General features: G+C 71.4%; 20 protein-coding genes and 3 pseudogenes. 10 read left to right on the top strand and 13 right to left on the bottom strand.

All coding sequences use genetic code 11. The annotated features are described in order from the left end of the window. Nucleotides 1–201 precede the first annotated feature (201 nt). Together ACFZBP_RS11080 and ACFZBP_RS11075 are read left to right on the top strand one after the other, a co-directional pair. Nucleotides 202–4896 carry a TIR domain-containing protein gene (locus tag ACFZBP_RS11080; RefSeq protein ID WP_391411939.1) on the top strand — a complete coding sequence of 1565 codons (4695 nt, stop codon included), beginning with the start codon at nt 202–204 and terminating at the stop codon, nt 4894–4896. A gap of 108 nt (nt 4897–5004) precedes the next feature. Continuing rightward, nucleotides 5005–5748: a hypothetical protein gene (locus tag ACFZBP_RS11075; RefSeq protein WP_391411936.1), complete on the top strand. Its 744-nt coding sequence runs from the start codon at nt 5005–5007 to the stop codon at nt 5746–5748. Between the two features lie 158 nt (nt 5749–5906). Here the strand turns inward: ACFZBP_RS11075 and ACFZBP_RS11070 are convergent, their stop codons facing one another. Beyond that, a complete protein-coding gene (locus ACFZBP_RS11070) occupies nt 5907–6098 on the bottom strand; it encodes a hypothetical protein (protein ID WP_391411934.1) in 192 nt (63 codons plus the stop codon). Nucleotides 6099–6249: 151 nt separating this feature from the next. Here ACFZBP_RS11070 and ACFZBP_RS11065 point away from each other — a divergent pair, with 151 nt between their 5' ends. Next, nucleotides 6250–8088 carry a glycosyltransferase gene (locus ACFZBP_RS11065; protein ID WP_391411932.1) on the top strand — a complete coding sequence of 613 codons (1839 nt, stop codon included), beginning with the start codon at nt 6250–6252 and terminating at the stop codon, nt 8086–8088. A gap of 150 nt (nt 8089–8238) precedes the next feature. Then, nucleotides 8239–9189, top strand: a complete 951-nt coding sequence (locus ACFZBP_RS11060) for a hypothetical protein (protein ID WP_391411929.1) — start codon at nt 8239–8241, stop codon at nt 9187–9189. Between the two features lie 20 nt (nt 9190–9209). Here the strand turns inward: ACFZBP_RS11060 and ACFZBP_RS11055 are convergent, their stop codons facing one another. Further along, nucleotides 9210–9785, bottom strand: coding sequence for a dihydrofolate reductase family protein (locus ACFZBP_RS11055; RefSeq protein ID WP_391411927.1), 576 nt, complete (start codon nt 9783–9785; stop codon nt 9210–9212). A gap of 125 nt (nt 9786–9910) precedes the next feature. Next, a complete protein-coding gene (locus ACFZBP_RS11050; protein ID WP_391412992.1) occupies nt 9911–10990 on the bottom strand; it encodes an endonuclease/exonuclease/phosphatase family protein in 1080 nt (359 codons plus the stop codon). 227 nt (nt 10991–11217) lie between these two features. Between ACFZBP_RS11050 and ACFZBP_RS11045 the strand changes: the two genes are divergently transcribed. The 3 genes from ACFZBP_RS11045 (at nt 11218) to ACFZBP_RS11035 (ending at nt 13525) form a co-directional block, all read left to right on the top strand. Beyond that, complete coding sequence (locus ACFZBP_RS11045; protein WP_391411925.1) at nt 11218–11913, top strand: response regulator; 696 nt, start codon at nt 11218–11220, stop codon at nt 11911–11913. After that, nucleotides 11906–13045 (top strand): ATP-binding protein, encoded by a 1140-nt coding sequence (locus tag ACFZBP_RS11040; protein ID WP_391411922.1) that lies wholly within the window; start codon nt 11906–11908, stop codon nt 13043–13045. Before ACFZBP_RS11045 ends, ACFZBP_RS11040 begins: the two co-directional genes overlap by 8 nt. A 69-nt stretch (nt 13046–13114) precedes the next feature. Beyond that, nucleotides 13115–13525, top strand: coding sequence for a hypothetical protein (locus tag ACFZBP_RS11035; RefSeq protein ID WP_383443790.1), 411 nt, complete (start codon nt 13115–13117; stop codon nt 13523–13525). Nucleotides 13526–13802: 277 nt separating this feature from the next. On the opposite strand, the gene ACFZBP_RS11030 is transcribed toward ACFZBP_RS11035, so the two are convergent. The 4 genes and pseudogenes from ACFZBP_RS11030 to ACFZBP_RS11015 form a co-directional block, all read right to left on the bottom strand. Beyond that, nucleotides 13803–14573, bottom strand: a complete 771-nt coding sequence (locus tag ACFZBP_RS11030; RefSeq protein WP_391411920.1) for a DUF4328 domain-containing protein — start codon at nt 14571–14573, stop codon at nt 13803–13805. An 88-nt stretch (nt 14574–14661) separates the two neighbouring features. Further along, nucleotides 14662–14982 (bottom strand): annotated as a pseudogene (locus tag ACFZBP_RS11025) (GNAT family N-acetyltransferase); the annotation flags it as partial. Between the two features lie 97 nt (nt 14983–15079). Beyond that, on the bottom strand, nt 15080–16042 hold the full coding sequence (locus tag ACFZBP_RS11020) for an alpha/beta fold hydrolase (protein ID WP_391411918.1): 963 nt from the start codon (nt 16040–16042) through the stop codon (nt 15080–15082). An 87-nt stretch (nt 16043–16129) separates the two neighbouring features. Then, entirely contained in the window at nt 16130–18103 is a 1974-nt protein-coding gene (locus ACFZBP_RS11015; RefSeq protein ID WP_391411916.1) for a glycoside hydrolase family 97 catalytic domain-containing protein, read from the bottom strand. A gap of 88 nt (nt 18104–18191) precedes the next feature. Here ACFZBP_RS11015 and ACFZBP_RS11010 point away from each other — a divergent pair. Then, nucleotides 18192–19139 (top strand): annotated as a pseudogene (locus tag ACFZBP_RS11010) (terpene synthase family protein); the annotation flags it as partial. Between the two features lie 89 nt (nt 19140–19228). Here ACFZBP_RS11010 and ACFZBP_RS11005 read toward each other — a convergent pair. Beyond that, on the bottom strand, nt 19229–19645 hold the full coding sequence (locus tag ACFZBP_RS11005; RefSeq protein ID WP_391412989.1) for a polyprenyl synthetase family protein: 417 nt from the start codon (nt 19643–19645) through the stop codon (nt 19229–19231). A gap of 54 nt (nt 19646–19699) precedes the next feature. Here ACFZBP_RS11005 and ACFZBP_RS11000 point away from each other — a divergent pair, with 54 nt between their 5' ends. After that, a complete protein-coding gene (locus tag ACFZBP_RS11000; protein ID WP_391411914.1) occupies nt 19700–19873 on the top strand; it encodes a hypothetical protein in 174 nt (57 codons plus the stop codon). 45 nt (nt 19874–19918) lie between these two features. Here the strand turns inward: ACFZBP_RS11000 and ACFZBP_RS10995 are convergent. Next, nucleotides 19919–20931: pseudogene (locus ACFZBP_RS10995) on the bottom strand (zinc-binding dehydrogenase). A gap of 53 nt (nt 20932–20984) precedes the next feature. After that, nucleotides 20985–21809 (bottom strand): IclR family transcriptional regulator C-terminal domain-containing protein, encoded by an 825-nt coding sequence (locus ACFZBP_RS10990; protein WP_391411912.1) that lies wholly within the window; start codon nt 21807–21809, stop codon nt 20985–20987. Nucleotides 21810–21856: 47 nt separating this feature from the next. On the opposite strand from ACFZBP_RS10990, the gene ACFZBP_RS10985 reads away from it, so the two are divergent. Further along, on the top strand, nt 21857–23572 hold the full coding sequence (locus ACFZBP_RS10985; protein ID WP_391411909.1) for a dihydroxy-acid dehydratase: 1716 nt from the start codon (nt 21857–21859) through the stop codon (nt 23570–23572). Nucleotides 23573–23677: 105 nt separating this feature from the next. Here ACFZBP_RS10985 and ACFZBP_RS10980 read toward each other — a convergent pair whose 3' ends face one another. From ACFZBP_RS10980 to ACFZBP_RS10970, 3 genes are all read right to left on the bottom strand, one after another. Beyond that, nucleotides 23678–24172, bottom strand: coding sequence for a peptidylprolyl isomerase (locus ACFZBP_RS10980; protein WP_383443816.1), 495 nt, complete (start codon nt 24170–24172; stop codon nt 23678–23680). 82 nt (nt 24173–24254) lie between these two features. Beyond that, nucleotides 24255–25244 carry an esterase/lipase family protein gene (locus ACFZBP_RS10975; RefSeq protein WP_383443819.1) on the bottom strand — a complete coding sequence of 330 codons (990 nt, stop codon included), beginning with the start codon at nt 25242–25244 and terminating at the stop codon, nt 24255–24257. A gap of 340 nt (nt 25245–25584) precedes the next feature. Further along, on the bottom strand, nt 25585–26328 hold the full coding sequence (locus ACFZBP_RS10970) for an HAD-IA family hydrolase (RefSeq protein ID WP_391411906.1): 744 nt from the start codon (nt 26326–26328) through the stop codon (nt 25585–25587). Between the last annotated feature and the right edge of the window lie 22 nt (nt 26329–26350).

Below are 26350 nucleotides of genomic sequence, written 5' to 3'. Positions count from 1 at the left end.
CGTGATTCCGTACGATCCCCGCAAGAAGCACGCCCACCACCCTCGACCGGAGGGCTCGTCTTGGATCATCGGCGCCTTCGTTCTGGTGACGGGAACGGGAACGGGGACGAGCGGAGCGTTCCCCTTCTGGACGTACCCGGCCTGGAGGCGGTCACCAGGGTGTCGGCGGGGCGGGCGGATGCCCGGGAGCTGGCACGGGTCGTGGACGATGCCCGGCGGCGGGTCGCCGTCGTCGAGGTGGAGGGAAGGGCCGTCGGCACGGGCGTGCTCGTGCAGCCCGATGTGGTCCTGACCGCCGGTCATGTGCTGCGCCACGCCCTCGAGTCGGGGCGCCCTGCGGGCTCCACGGTGGCCCGCTTCGACTTCCACCGGTGTGCGGCGGCAGTGGGGGCGGCCGGGGCGGGGACCACGGTGCGGCTGACCGAGCTCCTCGGCGGCGGCCCGGGCACGGGTGACGGATTCGCCCTGCTGCGGACCGAGGAACCGGTGCCGCCGGGGGAATGCTGCGAGGGCTCCGCCGTGCCGCGCGGGCACTACGCGCTGGACCCGGCGCCCTACGACCTCCGTGCCGGAGTCCCGCTGCTCCTCCTGCACCACCCTCTCGGCACCCGCCTGCGCGCGGCCGTTCCGGCGGTGACGGAGCCGGACTCCGGGGGCACCCACCTCCACTACCGGAACGTCCGCACCGCGCGCGGATCGGGCGGGGCGCCCCTCGTCGACGTACAGGGGCGGCTCGTCGGCATCCACGACGACGACGCCGGAGCGGTCGGGCGGGCCCTCACCGCGGCCGCCGTCGCGAGCGCCGTGAAGAACGGGCCGCATCCGTGGATCGCGGACCTCGCGGCCGTCGTCCCCGGACCCACGCACGGGCCCGCGATCATGCTGAGCTGGGTGCCGGAGGACCGGGGTTGGGCGAAACGGGTGCACGCCATCCTTGCGGCGGCCGGCCACCGGGTGTTCCTGGAACCCGAGTCGGGCACGCCGGGCCATCGCACCGTGCGGGAACACGTTGAGGGCGGCGGCCGGGTGTTCGCCGTCGTCAGCCCGGCCTATCTGGCCGATCCCGCCAAGACCGCCGAACGTGACTTCGTCGTCCACGACCTCGACCACGCGACCGCGCGCAGCCGACTGGTACCCCTGCTGGTGGAGGGCGAGGCCACCGGCAGCGTCGCCCTGCTCTCACCGGTGGACCTGCGCGGCACGCGGGACACGGACCTGCCCGGCCGCCTCACGTCCGCCGCGCCTCCGGCGCCCGCCCCACTGCCCGCCGCGACCGCCCCGGCCACCGACGGGGCCGCGCGGGACGCCGTACTGACCTTCCGGCCCGACGATCCACTGCCCCGGCTCCAGCGGCTCAGCGCCCGGGCCCGCCGCGCGGCCGGAACCGTCTCGGGCACGATCTTCGCGGACGGCGAGCACAGCCAGTTCGAGGCGGGGTTGTACGTCACCCGCGACCTCGAGGAGGAACTGCTCGAACTGCTCGACACCGACCGCGACACCCCGCTCGTCGTCACCGGCGACGCCGGCTGCGGCAAGACCAGCCTGCTGTGGAGCCTGGCCAGACGGCGGTGCGAGCCGGGCGGGGAGGTCTTCTTCCTCAAGGCGACCTGGCTGGTACCCGACGACACCGGCACCACCCGGGTCGACCAGGAGACGCTCCTCACCTCGATCGCGCAGGCGCGGCGGGACGGACGTACCGTGACCGTCCTGGTCGACACCGTGGACGTCGTCGTGAACAGCGACTCCGCGTGGGACACGCTGGTCACCGTCGTGGAGTCGGCGGCGGCCGACGCCGCGGTCGTCGTCACGTCCAGGGTGGCCGAGGCGAAGGAACTGCCCTCGTCCTGGCGGCAGCGGGAGCTGTCCGACTACTCGACCGACCGCGGGCCGGACCCGTACGCGACGAGCGAGTTCGACCGCGCGGTCCTGGCCCACAGCGCCTTCTTCGGCAGCGATCCCGAGATCCGCGAGGACCTGATCACCGGAATGCTGACGATCGCGGCCCGGGACATCTCCCTCAACCCGCTGTGCCTGCGCCCGCTGACCCTGCGCATGCTCTTCGAGATCTACACGCCGGCCCGGGTACCGGACGTGGTCGACACCACCGGTCTGTACGAGGCCTACTGGGACCACCGGGTCGCCCGCGACCGCCGCTCCTGGGACCGCGCAGGCAGCCGCGCAGAACACGAGCACGAGCACGAACAGGAACGCGACCTCGGCGTGGCTGCCATGGCCCTGGCCCTGGAGATGCTCCGCACCGGCGTTCCCGAGGCGCGCGTCGACAGGGTGCGCCTGCCCGACTCCCTGACCTCCCAGGGCCTCGGCCGGGACGTCGACCTCCTGGTCGGCCGCGGCGTGGGCCAACTCTCGGGCGGTGTCTTCCAGTTCTTCCACCAGACGTTCTTCGAGTACGCCGCGAGCCGGGCCCTCGTCCACCGGAACGGCGGCGCCGGACTGAGCGCCCTGGTACGCCATCTGCGGGGCCTGCCCGGTGACGACTACTTCCTGCTGGCCGTCCTCGAACAGGCGTGGCTGTGCGCGGACCGGCCGCAGAGTGTGGCGCCGGCCGCCGGGCAGGTGCTGGCGGAACTGCTGCGGGACTTCGCCCCGGCCCCCGACGACGACACGCGGGACCCGCTCGGCGGCCACCCCGCCGTCCGCTACGGACTGCGCCGCGCGGTGCTGTCCGTGTGCGCCCAGAGTTCGCTCCTGACCGACGAGCTGACGCCGGATCTGCTGCGCCTCCTCGGCTCGCCCGACGACCTGCCGCTGCCCGCGCTGCGCCAGTTCCTGGCCCTGCTGCCCGCACCGGCCCGGGCCTACGGCTCTCGTGACATCGCCGTGCTCACGACGGCCTCCCGCCGCCCCGACCTGGCCTGGATCACCGTACTGGAGGTCCTGGAGCGACTGCTGCCCAAGGACTCCGCGCAGGTCCTCGACACGGTCGCCGCGCTGCGACTCGTCGAACGCGCCGTCGCGGGCGAGGAGTTCCTGTCGACCCGCGGCGAACTGACCGGTTTCCTCGTCACCCTGCTGCGCTGGGAGCCGGAGCAGGCGGCCCCGCTCGTGACCGAGGTGGCCGCGGCCGCCCTCGACCGCTCCGGGTTCCAGTACGTCGCCCAGATGCTGACCCGGATGGCGGCCCTCGCCGGGGAGGACGCCGACCCCGCCCGGTGGGCCGACTGGGCGAACGCCATGATCGGGGACACCACCGTCACCTCGACCGTCCTCATCAGGGCGCACACGGCCGTACTGCTGCCGTACCTGCACACCCTGGACCTGCCAGAACTGGTCGAAAGGCTCACGGCACTCGTCTCCCGGCTCCGGTCCGGGACCGAGCCCACCACCGTCGACCGCTCACTGCTCGGGGCGCTCCTCACCGCCATCGCCACAGCCGGCCCGTCCGACGCCGACCCGGGCCCGGTCGTGGACCTGCTGGCCCGCATCACCCGCCGCGAGCACGTGACCGACCTGTCGCACGGCGCCCTGGTCAGGCTGCTCGCCTCCGACACCCCCGTCGGCTCAGCCGTCCGCGACCTGGCCGTGCAGTGGCTCCGGGACGGCATGCTCGTCATGGAGGAGGACGACGACCTCGCCGCGGCCCGAGCCAAGGTCGTCCGCACGGCACTCGGCCAACTGGACCTGCCGCTGCCGTACGTGGCCGACGTCGCCGGCCGCGCGGCCACGTCCTGGACGGCCGGGACCGTCGATCCGAAGCGGGTCTGGCAGCTCAGGGACTGTCTGCGCCCCCTGCTCGTGCGTGGCGCCGCGGCGGGCATCCCGGAGGCCGCTGCGGTGCTTCAGGAACTGCCGGGCCATTTCCGGGTGTCCGGCGCCGACATCACGACGTGGGCCGACCCCTTCAGCCGTCACACCCCCACCGCCCACGAGACCGGCGTGCTGATCGACCTCCTGCTGCGGCTCGGCGAACTCGACCGACTGCGCACCCTGCTGGACCAGAACGTCACGCTCGAGGTCGGCGCCCTCGACCACCTCACCCGGTCCACTCTCACCGACCTGCGGGCCCGGGTGCCCGAGACCCGGCCCCGCACGATGAACCAGCAGACCCGCACCGCTCTGAGATCCCTCACCTCGCGCCTCGCCGCGGTGGCGCGGACGGGCGCCCCTGTCCCGCTCGACTGGGACGAACTGGCCGGCTGGATCCGCCGGGTCCCCGACGGCCCCGCCGCCGGCTGGCTCGTCGAACTCGTCGGCGCCGGTCTGACCCGCGCCGCGTACCCGCCCGACGAGGCCCTGCGCCTGCTGCGCGGCGTCTGCGGCGCCGACACCACCGACACCACCGACAGCACCGCCGGCTCCGGCACGATCGACTGCGTGGGTGAGGACGGACGCCGGGCCCGCCGCTGGTGCCTGTGGTGGTACGGCGTGCACGGCACGGTGGACGACGTCGAGGAGATGTTCCGGCTCGCGTTCGCGGAGCCGGTCGACGAGGACGGCCTCATCGAGCTCTCCGAAATGATCGTCGGCGGGATCCGGACAGCTCCGCTCACCGACGAGGCGGCTCTCGACCTGCTGTTCCGCATGGGGCGGGGACTCAAGGACAGCAGGCTGGGATCGGCGCCGCGCAAGAAGGTGGCCCGGGCGTGGCGCGCTGCCATGCGGGCGGTCGTACCGGGCTGCGGCGTCGCCGGACACCTGCGCCTGCTCGACGAACTGCCGCTCCTGGAGGACAGGTTCGCGGCGCGCCTGCTGCACTACGTGCCGGTCAGCCGCAACCCCCGCGTGCAGACCGCGCTCGACGTCGTGGCCGCGGCGCCGGGATTCGGCTCGCAGGTGCAGAAGGCGGTGCACAAGATCCTCGACGAGCGTCGACGGACGGCCTCGGAAGGCGGCTGGCCGCATCTCTTCAGGGACCTTGAGCACTCCGACCAGTAACACTCTGGAAGACACCCGCTCGAAACGGGAGAATGACGTCACACCGACGTCGCAGGACGAAGACGTCAGACGACGACGTCAGACGGTGGACCGACGGAGGGGGCGGCGGTGGCGGGGGTCACGCTGAACGTAGCGATCGGGCTGCTCACCAGCATGCTCAGCGCGGCGTTCGTCTGGCTGTGGCAGCGCGGGCGGAACACGCGGGCGCTGCACCGGAAGGCGCGGTTCTTCGGCATGCGGCCGGGCGAGACGTGCATCGTCGTCATGAACCACAAGTGGGACCGGCCGGGCGTGGCCGCGCACCACGACGTGCAGGCCATGGTCGAGGCCGTCGTCCTGGCCCGCGAGCTGGGCTGCGAGGTGTCGATGCGCGTCAGCGGCGACTTCCGCGACAGCAACGGGCCGTGCGCGGAGTTCTGCATCGGCGGCCCGGAGAACGGCTCCAACGTGCGAACCGCCGGGCATCTCGAGCACAACCTCCCCGGCGTCGAGGTGCGGCCCTTCAGCGACCGGCCGGACTCCATGGCGTTCGTGGTGGGGGAGGAGACCTTCCCGTGGGACCGCGGGCGGTGCGAGTACGTGCTCGTCGCCAAGTTCCTGCCGCTGTCCGCGACGCGGCCCGTGTTCGTCGTCTGCGGCCAGAGCGCCGTCACCAACCACGCGGCGATGGTCTTCCTGCGCCGCTCCCACCGGGAACTGTCCGACCGGCTCGCGAGCACCGACCGCTTCTGCCTCATCCTGCGGGTCGACGCGATCGCCACGTACGGCGTGCAGGGGACCACACTCGCCCGGGACGTCTCGGCGTCGGCCTTCGAACCCCGGCCCGGTCTGCGTCCCGCCGCGACCGGCTGACCCGGGATCAGTCCCCGGCCCCCATCACACACATGCCGGCCCAGTCGTACGGACCGAGCTCGGGACGCCGATCGCGAGGTCCAGCCGTCCCTACAGCCGTTCGCCCAGGCTGCGTTCGAGCAGCTCGCACTGGGCGACGCCCTCCTGGTACTCCCCGGTCAGCCCCGCAGCGTGGTCAGTTCACGCCGGGCCACCGCGTGCGCCCTGGCCGTAGACCCGTCGAGAGGAAGCGCGAGTTGGGCGTGATCCCATGTCTCGGCGACCATGAAGCCGCCCCGCAGCCGGTGGCGCATGGCCAGCAGGCTCGTGACGGACACGACCTTCGCGTCGTCGCCCGCTCGTACGGCCACGACACGGGCGGCGAGCAGCAGCCGAAGGCTCCGCCGATACCAACAGGGCGTCCAGGAGCGGGGTTTCGGGGACGTGATGCCTCGTGGCCATGCAATCACGGGGAGTGTGCGAAAGGGGGGCGAAACCGTGGTTCTCTGACATCATCGGCGCATGGTCGAAGCGGTGCTCATGTCCCTGATCGTCCAGTCCGCCTCGGGCCTGATCAGCGAACAGATCAAAGTCCTCTACGAACGTTTCCGGGAATCGGGCCTCTCGGCGAGGCCCGGCCTCGACCTGGGCGACCGTGGCCCGGGGCAGGCGGGCGGACATGCCGTCACCGCGGTCGTCGTCAACGCGTTCGGCGTGGCGGGGGAGGACGGCGAGCGTGAACTCGGCCGGGCGTCCGAGGAGATCGTCCGCTGGCTGGCGTCGGCTCCACCCGCGGTGGCGGGCTCGGTCCGCGTCGAGCTGGTCAACCGGGAGACGGGCGCCGTGGCACGGATCGACAGCGAGACCCCCACCGAGGCCGCCGCACTGCTGGGCCCGGTCCTCGGCAGCGAGTGGGTGAGCGCGCCCATGGTGTGGGACGGGGCGGAGTGGACCGAGACCGAGGAGCCGGAGGCGGCGGGCTCGGACGACGCACCGGCGCCGTTGCCGGCAGAGGTTCCGGCACCGGCCGTCCCACCGGAACAGGCGACGCCGAAATCCCCGGCGCCCAGAACCCTCGCGCCAAAATCGCCGGTGCCGGATCCGATCGCTTCCGGCACCGCCGAGGCCAACGGTTCCTCGGGGCCCCGGGTGTTGGTGGTCGCCGACGAGTGGCTGCCCTCCAAGGGCGGCCTGAGCGCGTTCAGCCGCTATCTGTGCCGGGCGTTCGTCGCCCTGGGCCTGGAGACGTACTGCCTGGTGCCCGAGCCCTCGGAGCGGGAGAGGGCCGACGCCGGCACGTACGACGTAGGGCTGGTCGCCGCACCGGTGGACCCGGGGCGGCCGCGCGACGAAGCCCTCATGCTGAAGCCCGAACTGCCCGGCGGCGTGGAGCCGGACATCGTCGTCGGACACAGCTGGGTCACCGGCCGCTACGCGCGCGTGATGCAGGGCTACTTCCCGAAGGCGCGGCGGGTGCACTTCATCCACATGTCGGCCGACGACACCCCGTTCCACAAACAGCACGAGCCCGGGACCGTCGTGGACGAGGCGGAGGTGGCCGAGGAACGCGGGAAGGCGGAGGCGGCCCTGGCGCGGGGCGCGGAGCTGACGGTCTGTGTCGGGCCGCTGCTGTACGACTGGTTCCGCCGTCATGTGCACGAGAAGGAGGGGATCCCGGCCCCGGTCCAGCTCGACCCCGGCTTCGACGGACCCGACGAGTTCAGCAAGGCGCCCCGGACCCGCCCGCCGGGCACCCCCAGGATCCTGCTCTTCGGCCGGCTCTCCGACGAAGGGATCAAGGGAGTCGACCTGGCGGCGCGCGCGGTCGGCGCGGCCATGCGCGGTCGCAGCCCGCACCGCGAGGTGGAACTCCTGGTCCGCGGGGCGAAGCCCGGGGAGGGCAGGGCGCTGAAGGAGCGGCTCGAGGAGATCGCCGACTGCTCCGCGGTCAAGGTGCTGCCCCGGAACTTCACCGACGATCTGCAGGCCATCCGTGACGACCTGCGGACCTCCAGCCTGGTCCTGATGCCCTCACGGGTCGAGGGGTTCGGCCTGGCCGGCCTGGAGGCGATCACCTCGGGCACACCCGTCCTGATCAGCGGCGCCAGCGGTCTGGGCCTGCTGCTGGAGGATCTGCTGGACCAGGACATGCCCGAGATGATCAACCGGCTCGTGGTCCCGGTGCGCAACGGAAAGCGGCACGAGGACGCCAACGTCGACGACTGGCGTGTCGCGATCGCGACGGCCCTCAACCATCTGGACGCCGCGTTCGACGACGCGGCCACCGTACGCGCGGCCCTGGCCGAGAAGCGCACCTGGGCCATGGCGGCGACCCGGCTGCTGGAAGAGCTCAAGCGCTGATCGGACGTCGGTTCCGGGTGGCGCCGGCACCACGCTCTCGATGACGTCCCTGCCGCGATCCTCTCATCCCGACGCAGATTGAGTACGAGTACTCATGCTCCCCGGGGCGCCGGGCTGACAGGCTCGCGCCATGACAAGCGGCAGAGCGACATGAACCAGCGGCAGAGCGACACGGCCAGCGGCAGAGCGACGCTGACCGCCCTGCACCTCTTCCTGGTCTGGGCCATGACGGCGGCGATGATGCCGGTGCTCGGCTTCGGGGTGGTGGCGTCGGCGTGGGGCGGGGGCGCCGGCGCGACCGTGCCGGTCTTCCTGCTCGGTGTACCGCTGACAGTGGGCCTGCTGGTCGCGGCCGGTCTGCCGGCGAAGACCCTGGTGCCGATGTGCGCCTCGGTGTCGCGGCGGCTCGGCTGGGCCGTGCTGGTCTTCGTCCTCGGCACGGCGGGCGTCGCGGCGGGTCTGGCCGCCTACGGCGCGGACGTCGACCTGGGAAGCGCCGGTACCAGGATCGCACTCACCGGGGTGCCGTACGCCGTGGCCGCGGCGTTCTTCGTACCCAGCCGGTGGGTGCGGGTGGGGGCGCTGGCCGTGCTGGGGGCCGCGGTGGCCTACGGCGGCTTCGTCGGCCCGGCGCAGGCACGCCAGCGTCAGTACGACGCGGAGGTCGCGCGGTACCGGGAGAACCCGGAGTTGCTGTACCTGGGGGCCACGCCGCCGGGCATGGAGGTGTCCCGCGCCGAGGTCGGCCCGGCCTCCTTCTTCGTCGACTACGGCCCCGTCAGGGCGGGCTACGAGCTGGGCTTCGTAGGCCTCGTGGTGCGCTCAGCGTCCACGGAGGCACCGCTCCGGTGCCCGGAGCCCGCGCAACAGGGTGTGACCTGCACGGTGGACGCGCACGGTGAGATGGCCACGCTCCGCGACCTGCCCGGCGGGGCCCACGACGTCACCCTCGTCCGCCGCCACGGGAACACGGAAGTTCAGGTCTCCAGCCAGAGCCTCGACGAGCAGGGGCTGCGTCGGCTCCTGAACACGCTGCACCCGCTGTCGGACGACGAACTGGCGGAGCTGATGAGGGAAAAGAAGATCGACTACACGCTGTGAGGATGCGCCGAGCCGGGACGTCAATGGAGGACGGGCCGGTAGACGAGCTCCTGGACGCGACCGTCGAGCGTCCGGTGCTCGAGCAACTCCAGGTCGAAGTCCGCCGCACCCTGGAAGATACGGTCCAACCCGGTCCGACCGGTGACCACGGGGAAGAGCGTCACCTGAAGGCGGTCGACCAGGCCCGCCGCCATCAGCGCCCGGTTCATCGACAGACTGCCGTGCGAGCGCAACGGCACGTCGGACTCCTCCTTGAGCCGGGCGACGACATCGACGGCGTCACCGCTCGCGAGGGTCGCCTCCGGCCAGTCGAGCGGGCCCTCCAGGGTCGTCGACACGACCGTCATCGGCAGGTTCCTCATCCGGGTGACCCACGGGTCACGCACGTCGGGCTCCTCGGTGCTCTCGGCCAGCATCCGCGCGAAGGCCCGATAGGTGTTCGCGCCGAAGACCATCCGCTGCTCCTCGCCGTACACGGCAAGGCGGTGGTCGAGCAATTCGGGGCCCTGCTTACCCCAGTAGCCGGTCCAGTCGCCGCCGGCGGCTCCGTAGCCGTCGAGGCTGGAGAACACGTCGAAGGTGTAGGTGGCGGTCATGTCGTCCTCCTCGGATGCGCTTCATCGCTGGGTAGACCCAGCGTGTTGCCGAAACTCATCGCCGCGCGGGCCACAAGCGGCGCCGACACCCGAACGGCCCGTCCGGATGGCCCCGCAGAGCGAGGTCACCAGCTGATTCCGGCCGCCACCGGCAGATGGTCACTCCCGGTGGCCGGCAGCACCCACGAGCTCGTCGGCTGCACCCCGCGGACCAGGATCTGGTCGATCCGCGCCACCGGGAACGTCGCCGGCCAGCTGAAGCCGAAGCCGTCCCCGGCCTCCTCCTGGGCCGAGCGCAGCTGCGAGGTGAGGCCGTCGAACGCCCGGTCGTCCGTGGTGCCGTTCAGGTCGCCGAGCAGCACCACCCGCTCGTTCCGCTCGGCGGCGAGGGCCTTGCCGAGCGCGTCCGCGCCACGGTCCCGGCTGTCCGTCCAGAAGCCGTTTCTCGGGAACACCCGTACGGATCCCAGGTGGGCCACGTACACCGCCAGCGGACCCTTCTCCGTGGCCACCGTGGTGCGCAGCGCCCGGGCGTAGGCCAGCTTGACGTCGTCCGGTTTGGTCTCCGCCAGCGGCCCGTAGTCCAGCTCGATGTCGACGACCCGGCTGTCCGACAGCGGCAGTTTGCTCCACAGCCCGACCGTGCCCTGCACCGTGTGATACCGGTACGCCTTCGCCAGCACCTTCTCGTACGTGCCCCTGGCGTCCTCGGTCACCTCCTCGAGGGCCAGCACGTCCGCCCCGGAGGCGGCCAGGTCTCGGGCGGTGCCGGCCGGGTCGGGGTTGTCGGCGCCGACGTTGTGACTGACGACCGTGAGGTCGCCGCCGGAGTGCGACTTGTCGCCGAGCAGCCCGCCGAAGAGGTTCAGCCACACCATGACCGGCAGCAGCAGCGCGACCACCGCGGAGGCGGAGCGGCGCCACAACGCCGCGGCGAGCAGCACCAAAGCGAACAGGCCGAACCAGGGCAGGAAAGTCTCCACCAGACTGCCGAGCCCCCCACGGTCGGTGATCCGCGCATGCAGAAGCAGGAGCAGGCCGAGCAGCAGCGCCAACACGGCGAGCACCAGCCCGCGCTTCCAGGGCCCCGCCCGAAAGCCGCCGCGGACCGCCCGACGGACGCGCGATCGCCAGCCCCCGGAGCCGGTGTCCCGGCGACCGACGTCCCGCTGCCCGGCCTGCTCGACCGTCCCGGCCCGCACCATCGTCTGTCCTCGCTCACTGCCGGTCACTACTGCCTCCTCCGGTCCTGGGTGGGGTCGGCAATGACCGACTGTCGGGTCGACGGCGACGAGTCGGCGAATCCGGCGTGCCGTTGTTCGTGCGGACGGTGGCGGTCGAGTCATGACGCCAGTGAAGGCAGCGCGGCGTTGTCGGCACGTATGCGGTTTCCGATACGTCGGCGATATGCGCCGACTCGTAGCATCGACGCATGCGTGTGTTGATCGTCGAGGACGAGCCCTATATGGCAGAAGCCATTCGCGACGGCCTGCGCCTGGAGGCCATCGCGGGAGACATCGCCGGTGACGGCGAAACCGCTCTGGAACTCCTCAGCGTCAACACCTACGACATCGCCGTCCTGGACCGCGACATTCCCGGACCCTCCGGCGACGAGATCGCCAAACGCATCGTCGCCTCCGGCAGCGGCATGCCGATCCTCATGCTCACCGCGGCCGACCGTCTCGACGACAAGGCCTCCGGTTTCGAACTCGGCGCGGACGACTACCTCACGAAACCCTTCGAACTGCGAGAACTCGCGCTCAGGCTCAGGGCACTCGACCGCAGACGCGCCCACAACAGGCCGCCGGTGCGGGAGATCGCGGGTCTGCGACTCGACCCGTTCCGCAGAGAGGTCTACCGGGACGGCCGCTACGTCGCACTGACCAGGAAGCAGTTCGCCGTGCTCGAAGTCCTCGTCGCGGCGGAAGGCGGCGTCGTCAGCGCCGAGGAACTCCTGCAACGGGCGTGGGACGAGAACGCGGACCCGTTCACCAACGCCGTACGCATCACCGTGTCGGCACTGCGCAAACGCCTCGGCGAGCCCGGGATCATCGCCACCGTGCCAGGCGTCGGCTACCGCATCCACGCGCAGCCGGAGCCCGGACGCGGGGGAGGAGACCGTGCATAGGGAGCCCGGGACGAGCGTTCGCCTCAAACTCACCCTCAGCTACGCCGGATTCCTCATGCTGGCCGGCGTTCTGCTGCTGGCGGCCGGGTGGGTGTTCCTGGACCGGGTGGCCCACCCCGGGCTCATCTTCATGCCCGACTACCGTCTCGCGGTCGTGCGTCAGTTCGCCCCGATCGCCGCCGCCGTGCTGGCGTTCCTGCTGGTGTTCGGCCTCCTGGGGGGCTGGTTCCTCGCCGGCCGCATGCTCGCCCCCCTGACCCGCATCACCCACGCCACACGCATGGCCGCGAACGGTACGCTCTCCCACCGCATCCGGCTGCCGGGCCGCGAGGACGAGTTCCGCGAACTCGCCGACGCCTTCGACACGATGCTCGCCCGGCTCGAAGCGCACGTCGCCGAACAGCAGAGGTTCGCGGCCAACGCCTCTCACGAGCTACGCACACCGCTCGCGATCTCGAAGGCGCTCCTCGACGTGGCCCGCACCGACCCGGACCACCACGTCACCCGCGAACTGATCGACCGCCTCCACACCGTCAACACCCGGGCCATCGACCTCACCGAGGCACTGCTCCTGCTCAGCCGCGCCGAGCAGCGGACCTTCAGCCGAGAAACCGTCGACCTGTCCCTCCTGGCGGAAGAAGCCACCGAGACCCTGCTCCCGCTCGCCGAGAAGCACGGCATCACCATCGAGACCCGCGGCGACATCGCCGCCACCACCGGCTCGCCGACGCTCCTGCTTCAGCTGACCACCAACCTCGTGCACAACGCCATCGTCCACAACCTGCCCGAACACGGCACCGTACGGATCACCACCCGTGCCGACCCGGACACCGTGACGCTCACGGTCGAGAACACCGGCGAGAAGCTCACCCCGGAGCTGGCCTCCACCCTCACCGAACCGTTCCTCCGAGGTACCGAACGCGTACACACCGACCACGCGGGCGTCGGCCTCGGCCTGGCGATCGTCAAGACCATCACCCACGCGCACGACGGCACCCTCACCGTCACCGCACGCTCCGAGGGCGGGCTCCGCACCATTGTGGAACTCGCGGCGACAGCCGAGGCCGGCCCGGGCGAACCCGACGCCCTTCAGCGCTACCACCAGCCCCTTCGCAGCGGAACCTCTGAATAGGGAGGTTCACCCCGCCCCGGCCCCCGGTGGACGATGGCCGAACTCAGCCAACGCCATGAGGGGGAACCCATGTCCCATCGCACTTTCGGCGTCCTCGCCGCAGCAGGCGCGCTCGCCATGGCCGCCGGCCTGGCCGGAACCGGCTCCGCGCAGGCCAGCCCGTCCGCGACGCTCTACGGCTGCCCGTCCGGCTACGTCTGCTACTACCGCACGACGAGCGTCAACTCGGACATCGTCTTCAAGACGGCCGGCAACTGGTACGGAGGCGAGTTCTCCACTCAGGCGGTCTTCAACAACGGCAAGCGCTACCCCGGCGCCGACCACGTCCGGTACACCTTCCACTATCCGTCGTCCCCGAACACGAAGCACACCGACTGCCTGACCTACCACAAGACGGACAGCCCGCTCGTGGAGCCCGGCGAAAGCGCCAGCTTCATCGAGCGCCACGTCGAGAAGATCGAATGGGTCGGCTCCTGCTGAAGGCCATCGACGGCTCACGATGGACGACTTGAGCCGACCGTTCGTAGGAGAAGCGGACAGGCGAGTCCAGCCCGCCCAGCGGCCGGGCTGGACTCGCCTGTCCGGCTCCTGCTCTCCACGTGCCGCACCCGGGCACGCCCTGGCCCGTGCGCACGGGCGGGAGCACTGGTACGCCTCGTTCTCGCTCCACATGGCCGAGGTCGAGCGTGCCTACGGGGCTATCCGCCCGGCGGATGCGTAACCGCCGACAGCTCCAAGCGCCGGGCCGGCCCCGAGGTCAGGCGGAGACGGGCACGGACGCGCCCGGACCGCCGCGGGCCTTCTCGTCCTGCATCCGGGTCAGTGCGAGGACGAAGAGGATGGCGAGGACGGCGGCGACGATGTCGACCGCGTCCGCGAACAGCACCTGACCCATGGCGCGCCGAATCTCCGGAACCGTTTCCGCATTGCGGTACGAGGTGGAGGCGATCCGGCCGGCCAGCAGGCTGATCACCCAGGCTGCCCACCAGCCGTTGAGCAGGCCGTGCGGCCGGCCCCTGTCCCAGGGGCTGCTGGCGTCCCAGATGTCCATCGCGATACGGCGGGGGAACCACAGGTTCACGACCGGTACGAACCAGCCACCCACGGCCCAGCCACGCTTCTTGCTGTGCCCGAACGGGTCGAACACCTCGGCGTTGACCCGCACCCGATGGAACCAGACGAGGAAGACGACGGCCGTCGAGAGCAGCGCGGCGGTCTGTGCGACACCGGCCGCCGCGTAGAGCGAGTCCGCCCGATCGGCTCTGCGTTGCACGGCCGCGCTGTACTCGCCGTCCACGAGGGTGCCCAACACGTCGTACGACAGGACGTCCGCCCAGACCGCGAACAGGTCGGTGGCGATGACCAGTCCGAGCAGTACGGCGACGGCCCTGCCGAGGCCGACGGGCGAGCTCAACCAGGCGTTCTGGCCGTGCGGCGGTGCCATGAGCGGCGCCCCGGCCGTGGCGCAGTGGGCGCAGATGACCCCGTCCGGTGCCGCCTCGAGGCGGCGGCATCGCGTGCACAGCATGGTGGAGTGGTCCCCCCGTGTCAGGTGTCCAACAGAACCGTGCGCGGTTCTCCCCAGAACCTCACGCACGGTATGCGGAAGATACGGGTCACCACCCCCGTACGTCCACCGCTTTCAGCTGCGGCTTTCCGCCGTCCTCGCCATCGGCACGGCCGTCGCGCCCTTCCGCCGCGAGCTCCTTCTCCAGCAGCGTGAAGGACTTCGGCGCACCGCCCGGCTGCGGCTTGCCCTCCTTGCCGCCGACGACGCGGTAACCGGCCTGCCGGTAGTAGGCGTTGAGCGGTTCGTTACCGGCGAGGCAGTCCAGGCGCACGCGCGTCCGCCCCACTGCGGCCACGCGGCGTTCCGCGGCCCGCAGCAGCAGCCGCCCCGTGCCCGGATCGGCGACGTTCCGGTCCACCATGAGTCGGCGACGAGGGCGGTGAGATCGGCGGCGGTGGCGGGGCGGACCCGTAGATCATGCATACGGAGATCTTCGCAACCGCCGGCCGTCGCACGAGCATCAGTCACGAGCAACCCTTGAGGAACTCGATCAGCGCCGCGTTCACCTCGTCCGGCCGTTCCTGCTGGGTCCAGTGCCCGCAGCCCGCCAGCCTGAGGGGCTCGCGCCGGAGGTCGGGCATGAGCTCGGGGAGCTTCTCGATGAGTTCGGGGGTGCCGGGGAAGGCGGGGACCAGGTCGCGGTCGCCGTAGATGTACAGGGCCGGCGAGGTGACGACGGCGCCGTGCCAGGCGGCGGTCAGTTCCCAGTTGCGGTCGAGGTTGCGGTACCAGTTGAGGGCACCGGTGAAGCCCTGCGAGAAGCTCTCGGCGAGCGCGTCCAGGTCGTCCTCGGTGAGCCAGGCCGGCAGTACTTCGGGGTCCGGCATCGCCGCGAGCCAGCCCCGCTCCGGGTCGACCAGCGGCTGCCTGCCCTCGGCGGTGCCGGGGGCGTCGCCGGACGCCGCGTAGAAGAACTTCCGCAGGGTGGTACGGGTGTCCCGCGCGAACTCGGCGTCGGCGACCCCGGGACGGTTGAAGTAGTTCCAGTAGAACCGCCCGCCGAACCGCTCCTCCATGGTCGCCAACGGCGGACGCGTCCCCCGGAACGGCGGCGGCACGCTCAGCCCGGCCACCCCGAGCACCATGTCCGGCCGCAGCAGCGCGGTGTGCCAGGCGACCGGCGCACCCCAGTCGTGCCCGACCACGTACGCCTTCTCCTCACCCAGCGCCCGGATCAGTCCGACGACGTCGCCGACCAGGTGCAGGATGGTGTACGCGTCCACGTCCTCGGGATGGTCGCTGCGTCCGTACCCGCGCTGGTCGGGGGCGACCACCCGGAAGCCCGCGTCGGCCAGCGGCCCGAACTGGTGCTGCCAGGAGTGCCACGACTCGGGGAAGCCGTGCAGCAGCACCACCAGGGGTCCACTGCCCTGCTCGGCGATGTGCAGCCGAATGCCGTTCACGTCAACTGTCCGATGGTCAACCATGGACACGAGCGTACGGGTCGTGATCTTCGAGCGGCGGAGCAGGTACGAGGCCTGGGCAGTTGTGGGAGGCGAGTCGAGCGTCCTACGTCAGTTCGGCCTGAGGACGATCGCCTGGCCGCCGGCCGGGGCCATGGGCACGGCCAGTGTGGTCTCCGAGGTGACACTCAGGGTGCTGACCACGACCGGCGTCTGGTACGGGTTGGTGCCCGGCGTCCCGTCGGAGTAGACCGTCGCCGTGTACGTGCCGCTGCCCAGGAAGGACAGGGGGAGCGACAGGGTCCTGGACGTCTCGTTCGTCATCGCCCCGAGATACCAGGTGGCGCCGGAGCGCCGGGCGACGGCCACGTACTCGCCGATGGACCCGGCCAGGGTCCGGCTCTCGTCCCAGGTCGTGGGGACGGAGTGGAACCAGGGCAGCCCGGGCCAGTTGGCGGGGTTGTTGTACTTGGACGGTTTGTCGTACCAGAAGAGGAAGTTGAGGGGCTGGTAGTACACCGCGGCCATCGCCATCTGATGGGCGTTGGTCGTCTTGTTGCGGGACTGGCCGTAGCAGATGGTGTAGTCCATGGGCCCGCCGACGTTGCGGGCGAAGGGCAGCGTCACGTTGTGCGTGGCGGTCGGGAACTGCTCGTTGCCCCGGACGCCTTCCAGACTGACGTAGTTCGGATACGTCCGCTCCAGGCCGAACGGGCGGACGTCGTCGTGCATGTCGATCAGCAGCCCGTACTTGGCGGCCGTCGCGGCCCACTCGACGATCTGGTCGGTCATCGAGCGCGTACCGTCGTTGATGAAGCCGAGCTTGATCCCTGCGACGCCCCAGCTCCTGTACAGGCCGAACAGCGCGTCCGCGTCGGTCAGCGCGAGACGGTTGACGTAGAGGAAGACCCCGATGCCATGGCTCGTGGCGTACGAGATGACCGACGGCAGATCGATGGCGGCGATGGGCTTCGTCGCGTCGAGGGTGGAGAACTCCGGGCCGTACCAGCCGGCGTCGTACTCGATGTACTGAAGGCCGCGGGCCACCGCGAAGTCGACGCCCGTCGTACCGGCGGCGGTGCTGAGCTCACAGCGGAACACCTTGCCCGGCTTGATCCACGACGTGTCGTCGAGGGCGCTCTCCGGAGCCAGGTTGAGCACCAGCTCGGCGTTGTCCACGAGTTCGGCGTCCGTGGAGCCGATGACGACCGCGCGCCAGGGCGTGGCGAACGGCGTGGTGACGGTCGTGGTCGGCTCGACGGGGCCGGTACCGCGGGCGGTGTGCTCCATGAGGAAGGCCGACAAGGTGTTGGGCTGCCCCGGCACCGAACTGAGCATCAGCCGCGGGAAGTTCACCCGTGAGGACTCGCAGACGCAGGCGATGAGCCCGTCGACGAGGGTGGCGGTGAGCGGCAGGTCGGTGAGAGGGCCGGTGTCGGTGCCGGCCGTTCCCGTGACGGGTATCGCCTCGGGCGCGACCCGTTCGTAGGCGTTCTCGTCGCGGGCGCTGTAGACCATGGTGGCGTCCGGGAAGACGAATGTCGTCAGCTCGTCGGCGATGGTCACCGTGCCCTTGTCCAGCAGTACGTAACGCAGGGCGACACCGGTCCGGTACGCCCGGACCCGGACCCCGAACCGGACCCCCGAGCGCCTGTCCCGCAGGTCCCAGCGCTGCTCCTGGTAGTGGTTGACGACCCGCGCGTCGCGCCCGTACACGGGCGACCAGACACGGTGGACGTTCTCCCTCCGGCCTCCCGTCACCGTCACGTCCTCGCCGAGGACGGTCCCGTCGCTCAGCCGGAGGCCCAGCGCGGAGGTGTCGACCACCGTCCTGCCGTGGTGCTCGGCCGACCAGTGCAGGGCGCCGTTCACCAGGGAGAGGCTGATGGAGGTTCCGGCCATACGGGCGCTGACGCCGCACGAGCGCCGCGCCTCCTCCGCGTGGGCCGTACCGGCCGCACCCGTCCCGATCGCCGCCCACCCGGCGCCGACAGCCGTGCCCTTGAGGATCCTCCGCCGCGACGGCGCCGCCGAGTCGCCCGCTCCGCGGGTCGTGGACTCGTCCCGGTCCTGTGAGGTTCTCATCGTGCTGGGTCCTCTCCGTTGAGAGCCACGGCGGTGCGCGGCTCGATCGGGGCGAAGACATGATGTAGTAAACGCTTTCTGTCGTGGGATGTTGTACGCGCCATTGCGAGGTGGGGTCAAGACGCCGGGCTTCAGCAGGTGTTCTTGGTCTCGGCCGTGGTGCACGTTCGTACTACTCAACCAAGTGAGTCCGTACGCTCTGTCGACGCCGAACCGACGACGGGACGCTGTGGCCATGCAGAATTCGCGCGCGTTCACCCTTCCGCCGTTCTACTGCCCCCTGCCGGCAGCGTGCAGCCCTCTCGCCGAAGCGGCAGGGGCCGACGCCGTGGAGTGGATGACGTCCCACGGGCTGTGCGGCGACCCGACGACACTCGCCCGGATCCGGGAGGCGCAGGTGCACCGGCTGATGGGTTGGCTGGTTCCGCAGCCGGAGAACGAGGACGTCTTCCGGACGCTGACGTGCTTCGCCCATCTGGTGCTGCTCGCCGAGGACCTGCTCTTCGACGGCTCCCCGTCGGCAGGCGGATTCGGCGGGATCATCGAGCAGGCGGGACGCGTCATGCGGGTCATGGAATCGCCCGGCTACCGGGTCACCGGGGCCGACGCCCCCTACACGCTGGCCCTCGTCGACGTGATGAACCGGCTCAGGAAGGAGAGCACCGAGGGCCGGGTCGGCCGGCTGACCCACGAGATGCGACGCTGCTTCGCCGGCACCGTCCGCGGCATCAACGCCCTGCACGGCGCCGTCCCCCTCACCGAGGGCCAGTACATGTCCATCCGGCTGGACGACGTGGCCGGCCATCTGGCCATCGTGCTCATCGAGATGTGCGGGGCCGAGCCGCTGACGGACGACATGTGGCAGTCCCCGGCGGTGCCGGCCTGCCTGGAGAGCGCAGGAATGGTCGGCGCTCTCGACAACGACCTGTTCTCCTACCGCAAGGAAACCGTGCACGACCTGAACCTGATCAACGTTCTGCAGGTGACGCGAGGGCTCTCCGTGCAGGACGCCGTCGACGAGACGATGAAGGTGCGGGACCGTGTCATGCGGCTGTTCCTGAGGCTGCCGGAAGAGCTGCTGGTCGGCGCACCGGTGCCGCTGCGCTACGTTCTGGAGCAGTTGGGTCAGGCCCTGCGCGGACACGTACCAAGGACCAGCTCGCCGCGCATGCGATCCAGAATGCCCCGGACCACCGCTCGTTCCGCCCCGTCCCCCAGACCGCCCAGCAGTTCCGCCGACCAGACCTCGCACAGGTCACCCAGGAGTACGGCCGCACTCTCCCCGAACCACGCGGCCCGCTCCCGCGGCCCGTCCGCCGCGAAGGCGCGGTGAGCGGTCGGGCGGTCGTGCCTGCGTTCCGACCGGTCGATCAAGTCGTCGTGCACGAGGGCGAACGTGTGGAACAGCTCAAGGCCGGCGGCGGCCCGAAGCACCGTCGAGTCGATCGGAGCGTTCGCCACCGAACTCCAGCCGAGACAGCAGTAGAGCGGCCGTACCCGCTTGCCGCCGCCTCCGAGAAAGTCCCGTAGCACGTCGAACATCTTCCCCATCAGGCCGACAGCCCGCTGGTCCGCCCGCTGCCCTCGTACGGAGCCATGCAGACCGGCACCGCCGCGGGCTTCTCCACCACCGTTCCGCTCCAGGACCTGGCGGTCCAGCTGACCTGGTTCGCGGGCGCGACCCTCGCCGGCCTGCTCGTGTTCCGCCACCGCGTCCGCTCCCGGGTGGGGCCGGGGGCGCTGCGGACGCCCGCTGAGTCCGTCCGCTGACGTCCACCGCCACGTACCGGACTCCCGGCGGCGGGAGGCGGGCCTTCACAGCCGGGGGTCCACGTGGATCTTGGGCCCGGGACCGGCGCCTCGTGGCCGCGCGCCCGCGAGGACGGGGCCGACCTCGTCGAGGCCGACGGTGGCCGCGACGAGAGGCCGGGGGTCGACCGTTGCGGAGGCGTAGGCCTGGATGGTGGCGTCCAGACCGGGGGAGGCGGAGAGGACACCCACCGCCGTCATGTCCTTCAACACGAGCGTACGGGTGTCGAGACGGCTCGGCTCGCCGGCCAGCCCGATGTAGACGAGACGGCCGCACGGCTCGACCAACTCCAGGGCCCGCTCCGGCAGATGGGCCGCGTTCGAGGCGTCGACGACGGCGTCGAAGGGCAACTCCGGAAGGGAACGCTCGTCCCACACGCGCTCGAAGCCGAGTGCCCGGGCGAACGCCGGGGAGGCGTTGGCACGGTCCAGGAGGTGGACCTCCGCGCCCGCGGCCCGCAGGAACATCGCGACCAGGAGGCCGATGGTCCCCGGCCCCAGGACGAGAGCACGGTCCCCGGCCCCGGCGGCGGCCGCCCGCGCCGCACGCAGGGCGTTGCCGCCCGGCTCCACGAGCGCCCCGAGCACGGCGTCGACCGAGTCGGGCAGGGCGTGCAACGACCAAGCCGGTACGGCGAGTTGCTCCGCGAGAGCCCCGGCCCGCGCCCCGCGGATCCCGACCTCCTCGCGCTGCTCGCACACGTGCTGACGGCCCCGGACGCAGCGTCGGCAGCCGCCGCAGCCCAGCATCGTGTCACCCATGACACGGCGTCCGATCCAGCCGGGGTCGACACCGTCACCGACGGCCGCCACCCGCCCGGCCCACTCGTGCCCCGGCCGCATCGGATAGTGGGAGTGCCCCTGACGGAGGTAGGCCATGGCACCGGTGAAGAACTCCATGTCGGTGCCGCACACGCCGACCCGCTCGCGTCGACGACGACCTCACCGGGCGCGGCCACCGGCGCCGGAAGCTCCTGGACCTCGTACGTGCCGGGGGCGGTCAGGACGAACGCGCGCATGAGACGACCTCCGCGGTACGGCGTATGAAGGACACGACGGCAGCTCCCCGACGTCAGGAATCGGGTGCGCCGAGCGGGCCGAGTACGGCCCGTATCTCGTCACGGGCGTCGACGAGAACGTCCAGCGGGGTCCGGTACGCCAGCGCGCTGACGCTCACGGCGCCCGCCGGGACGGTGGGCGAGGTCGGATAGACGGCGAGCGCGAGGCAGTTGACGCCGGTCTCGTTCTCCTGGTCGTCGATGCCGTAGCCCCGCTCGCGCGTGGCCGTCAGCTCGTGGTGCAGCGCGGCGGCCGTGCCCAGGGAGCGTGCCGTACGACGCTCCAGCGGGCAGTCGCCGATCCACGCCTCGACCTCCGCCACGGTGCCGAGCCGCCGGGCGAGCAGCAGTTTGCCGACGGCTGTGGTGTGCGCCGGGTTGCGCCCGCCGATCGTCGACGTCAGCCGGACGGCACCGGTGGGCGGGTCGACCTTGGCGCGGTAGACGACCTCGCGGCCGTCGAGCACCGCGTAGTGCGCGGTCTCGCCGAACCGCCGTGCCAGCGCGTCGAGTACGGGCCGCAGCCGGACCTGCTCGGGGCGCGCCTCGTGGTGGGCGAACGCCATCCGCAGGAACTCGTCCCCCAGCACATAGCGGCCCCGGGCGTCCTGCTCGGCCAGCCCGGCCCGGCGCAGCGCGCCCAGCGCCCGGTGCACGGTCGGCTTGGGGCTGGCGACGGCCCGCGTCAGCTCCTCCAGCCCCACACCGGCGGGATACCGGGCGAGCACCTTGAGGACGGCGAGCACCCGGTCCGAGCCCACGAGACGGTTGCCGCCCACGGCAGTTGGCGGGTCGGCGCCGGGGTCTGTCGAACCGCCGCGCGGCTGCGTATGCTCCATGGCGTTCCAGACTGTAGACCTCCGTACCGACTGTTGGAAGAGGTCCCATGGTGAGGCTGCGCAGCGCACACTGGTACGAGGGTCAGGACCGCAATGCCTACATCCACCGCGCGTGGATGCGCAGAGGCGTTCCGGGCGACGCCTTCACCGGCCGGCCGCAGATCGCCATCGCCAACACGGCCTCGGACCTGACCCCTTGCAACGCCCATCTCGACGAGGTCGCCTCCTCGGTCCGCGACGGCGTGTACGAGGCGGGCGGCATCCCGCTGGACCTGCCCGTGGTCTCGCTCGGCGAGACGAACGTGCGGCCCACCGCCATGCTCTGGCGCAACATGGCCGCGATGGCCACGGAGGAGATGCTGCGGGCCAACCCCATCGACGGTGTCGTCCTGCTGGGCGGCTGCGACAAGACCATTCCGTCGCTGCTGATGGCCGCCGCGTCGGTCGACCTGCCGGCCGTGGTCGTGCCCGGCGGGCCGATGCTGACCGGGACGTTCCGCGGAACGCCCCTCGGGTGCGGCACCGACGTGTGGCGGCTGTCGGAGGAGGTCCGCGCGGGCACCCTCTCGCAGGAGCAGTTCACCCGCTCCGAGTCGGCGATGATCCGCAGCCGCGGCCACTGCAACACCATGGGCACCGCCTCCACGATGGCCCTGGTCGCCGAGGCCCTCGGTACGGTCGTCCCCGGCGTGGCCGGGACCCCGGCCCCCGACAGCCGGCTGCTGGAGGCGGCGCACCACACCGGCCGTCTGGCCGTCGACATGGTGGGCGCGGACCGGCGGCCCGGCTCCTTCCTCACCAAGGCGTCCTTCCACAACGCGATCGTCGCCCTGGCGGCCGTCGGCGGCTCCACCAACGCCGTCGTCCACCTCCTGGCCATCGCCGGCCGGCTCGGCATCGACCTCTGCCTCGACGACTTCGACCGCATCGGCTCCCGCGTCCCGGTCCTGGTCGACCTCCAGCCGGCCGGCCGCTTCCTGATGGAGGACTTCCACCGTGCCGGAGGCCTCCTCGCCGTCCTGCGCGAGGTCCGCGACCTGCTCGACCCCGACGCCCTCACCGTCACCGGCAAACCCCTGGTCGACGCGCTCGACGACGCCCCGATCTGGGACACCGACGTCATCCGCACCTGCGCCGAACCCCTGGTCGCCGAGGGCGGTATCGCCGTCCTGCGCGGCAACCTCGCCCCCGACGGCGCGATCGTCAAACCGGCCGCCGCCTCCCCGCACCTGCTGCGCCACCGGGGCCGGGCCGTCGTCTTCGACTCCATCGAGGACTTCCACGCCCGCATCGACGACCCGGACCTGGACGTCGACGCCGACTCCGTCCTCGTCCTGCGCGGCTGCGGCCCCAAGGGCTACCCGGGCATGCCCGAGGTCTCCAACATGCCCCTGCCGAAGAAGCTCCTCGAACAGGGCGTCCGCGACATGGTCCGCGTCTGCGACGGCCGGATGAGCGGCACGGCGTACGGCACGGTCGTCCTGCACGTGGCGCCGGAAGCGGCGGCGGGCGGGCCGCTGGCCCTCGTCCGCACCGGGGACTTCGTCGCCCTGGACGTCGCGGCCCGCCGTATCGACGTCGACGTACCCGCCGACGAACTCGCCCGCAGAAGCCCGAGCGCGGCCACGGTCGACGCCTACGCCCACCCGCGGCGCGGCTGGGAGCGCCTCTACGTCGACCACGTCCTCCAGGCCGACACCGGCGCCGACCTCGACTTCCTGCTCGGATCCAGCGGTTCGGAGGTGAGCCGCGAGTCGCACTGACCGCGGACGGCCCGCTGACGGCCGGGAAACGGAACAGGTCCATCAGGCCCCGTGGTGCGGGCCTGATGGACCTGAGTGGAATCCGGATATGCGGTTACGGTCGGGTCAGGCGACGATGCCGCAGTCGTCGATGACGATCTTCTCGCTCGTCGAGCCGGAGCGGCTGCCCAGCGCCTCGACGGCCTTGACCACGTCCTCGCCCTCGACGACCTCGCCGAAGACGACGTGCTTGCCGTCCAGCCACGGCGTCACCACGGTGGTGATGAAGAACTGCGAGCCGTTGGTGCCCGGGCCCGCGTTGGCCATGCTGAGCAGGAACGGCCGGTCGTGCTTCAGCTGGAAGTTCTCGTCCGCGAACTTCTCACCGTAGATGCTCTTGCCACCGGTGCCGTTGCCGTTGGTGAAGTCACCGCCCTGCAGCATGAACTCGGGGATGACCCGGTGGAAGGGGGAACCCTTGTACCCGAAGCCGTGCTGACCGGTCGCCAGCTCGCGGAAGTTGCGTGCCGTCTTGGGCACCACGTCGTCGAACAGCCGGAAGACAATGCGGCCGAGATCCTTGCCACCAGCCGAAACCTTGAAGAACACGTTCTCGCTCATGACCTTGATTCTCCACAAGAGGGGGGCCCAGGTCGAACCGGCGGGGTGTCGCGCGTCGCGAACCGGGCCATCGGCCGACGTTTCAGCCGCCGAGCAGCGGCGCCGAGACACGGCAGTCCACGGGCTCGGCGTGCGCGGGGTCCAGGGCGTTGAGGACGAGCTGCATGGCGTTGGAGTCGTAGGCGATCGAGATGTGCTCGGAGAGGTCCAGAGGACAGACGTCCTGGACGGTGATGTTGCGCACCTTCGCACCCTTCCCCGCCGTGAGGAACTGGTTGGTGTACGGCGTGACCACCTCGTCGTACCGGGTCGCGATGACCGTGTAGTCGACGCCCGGCTGGGTGTCGCCGCCCCGGTCCAGTCTCCTGTTCACCTCGGACCCCACCATCTGGTCCGCGTACGCCTGCCCCGCCAGGGCGGACACGGTCTGGTTGAGGCCGAGCGCGGTGGTGAGGGTGCCCAGGCCGGACACGGAGGCGCCGTGGTTGGAGGGGGCCAGTCCGACGAGTCTGCGCACCTTGTTGCGCGACGGCTTCGCCGGGTTCGTGCCCCCTTCGAAGCGCAGGTACCAGCGGGGCAGCACACCGCCGCCCTGGGAGTGCCCCACCAGGTCGACCTTCCGGGCACCGGTCGCCTTGAGTACCCGGTCGACGAAGCGGGAGACCTCGCGGGCCGAGTCGGGGATATGGCCGGTCGCCTTGAACGGGACTCCTGGCTTCCCGCCGTAGTTCGGCGCGAAGACGCAGTACCCCTCGTCCTTCAGCCGGGGTGACAGCATGCCCCAGTTCATGTGGGCGTTCGTCAGGGTCGCGTGCAGCAGGACGACGGGGCGGGGGTGCGCGGCGGTCGGCCGGCACGTCCAGTCGTTGGCTCCCGGCGGCGGGGCGTCCGGCTGGAGGGTTCCGCGGATCAGGGCCGCGGGGGCGGCGACGGCCCCCGCTGGCGGGGGTGGGCCGTCGGCCGCGCTCGCGGGGGCCGGTAGGCCGAGTGCCAGGGCCGTGACGGTGCCGATCGTCGCCCACCAGGTGAACAGGCGGGAACGCGGCACGGGCCGGGCAGGGCGATGGGACATACTTTCCGCTCCTCGTCAGGGTCGGTCACGAAGGACGACCAAGATCTTCGAGGAGCGACAGCCGACGCCGTGGCCGAACCGCACCCGAGACCCCCGTCCGAGTAGCGGCTTTCATTCGTGCGGCTCTGCCGCGGGCGTCGTCAGCGGCCATCCGCGGGCAATGCCTCGCCCGGCCCGCGTGAAACCCTTGAGGCTGGGGACTTGGCGGGTAGGCCGGGCCGAGCTGCGTTCCCCTTGGGGGCCGGCCCGACCAGGCTCCTCTGGTTCAGACCACGAGCCGGGGGAGCCGCTCGCCGAGGGTCAGGACAGGCTGCCGTCCTGACAGATCTGCCGGGCGACCTCACGGAGCTTGACGTGGGGTTCCTGCGAGTACCGGCGCAGATGTCACGCAAGCCTCCGACCGGCGCCCGAGCGGCCCAGCCCCTTCGCCCAGCCCCTTCGCCCAGGCCAGCAGCTCGGGCTCGGCCAGGTCGGTGCCCAGCCAGTCGTGGTCGAGGTCCGTGCCGGGGAGGGAGGGGACTACGGCCACATGGAGGCCGGCGGCTCGGGCGGAGGCGATGCCGGTGGCCGAGTCCTCGAAGGCGACGGAGCGATTCGGGGCGGCGCCGAGTGCGGCACATGCCGTGAGGTAGAGGTCCGGTGCGGGCTTGGGGGAGCGCACCTCGTCGGCGGCGAAGGTGCGGGTGAAGCAGTCGCCGAGCCCGGCCGATTCCAGGGCGATGTCCAGGAGTTCGCGTGGGCTGTTGCTGGCCACGGCCATGGGGACGCGCGCTCGGCAGGCGCGCACCAACTCCACTGCTCCGGGGAGGGCCGTGGCTCCCCGGGCCAGTTCGCCGCGGACCGTTTCGAGGAGTTCGGCACAGAGTTCGGCGGCGGCGCCGGGCCGCCCGAAGTGCTCGGCCATGGCCTGTCCCGCGGCTTCCAAGGTGCGGCCGATGACCAGGGCCTTCTGCGCGGGGCCGAAGGGCAGGCCGTGTGCGGCGAAGAGTGCCGTTTCCGCCACGGTCCAGCTGTCTTCGGTGTTGACCAGGAGCCCGTCACAGTCGAAGACCACGGCCTCCGCGTCAGTCGGAAGCGAGCGCATGTCCTGCCCCTTTCACCGGGCG

This window comes from Streptomyces sp. NPDC008086 (assembly GCF_042957325.1).
Classification (GTDB): Bacteria; Actinomycetota; Actinomycetes; order Streptomycetales; family Streptomycetaceae; genus Streptomyces.
The sequence above is the reverse complement of the archived record's forward strand: the minus strand, read 5'-3'. Positions and strand labels throughout refer to the sequence as shown.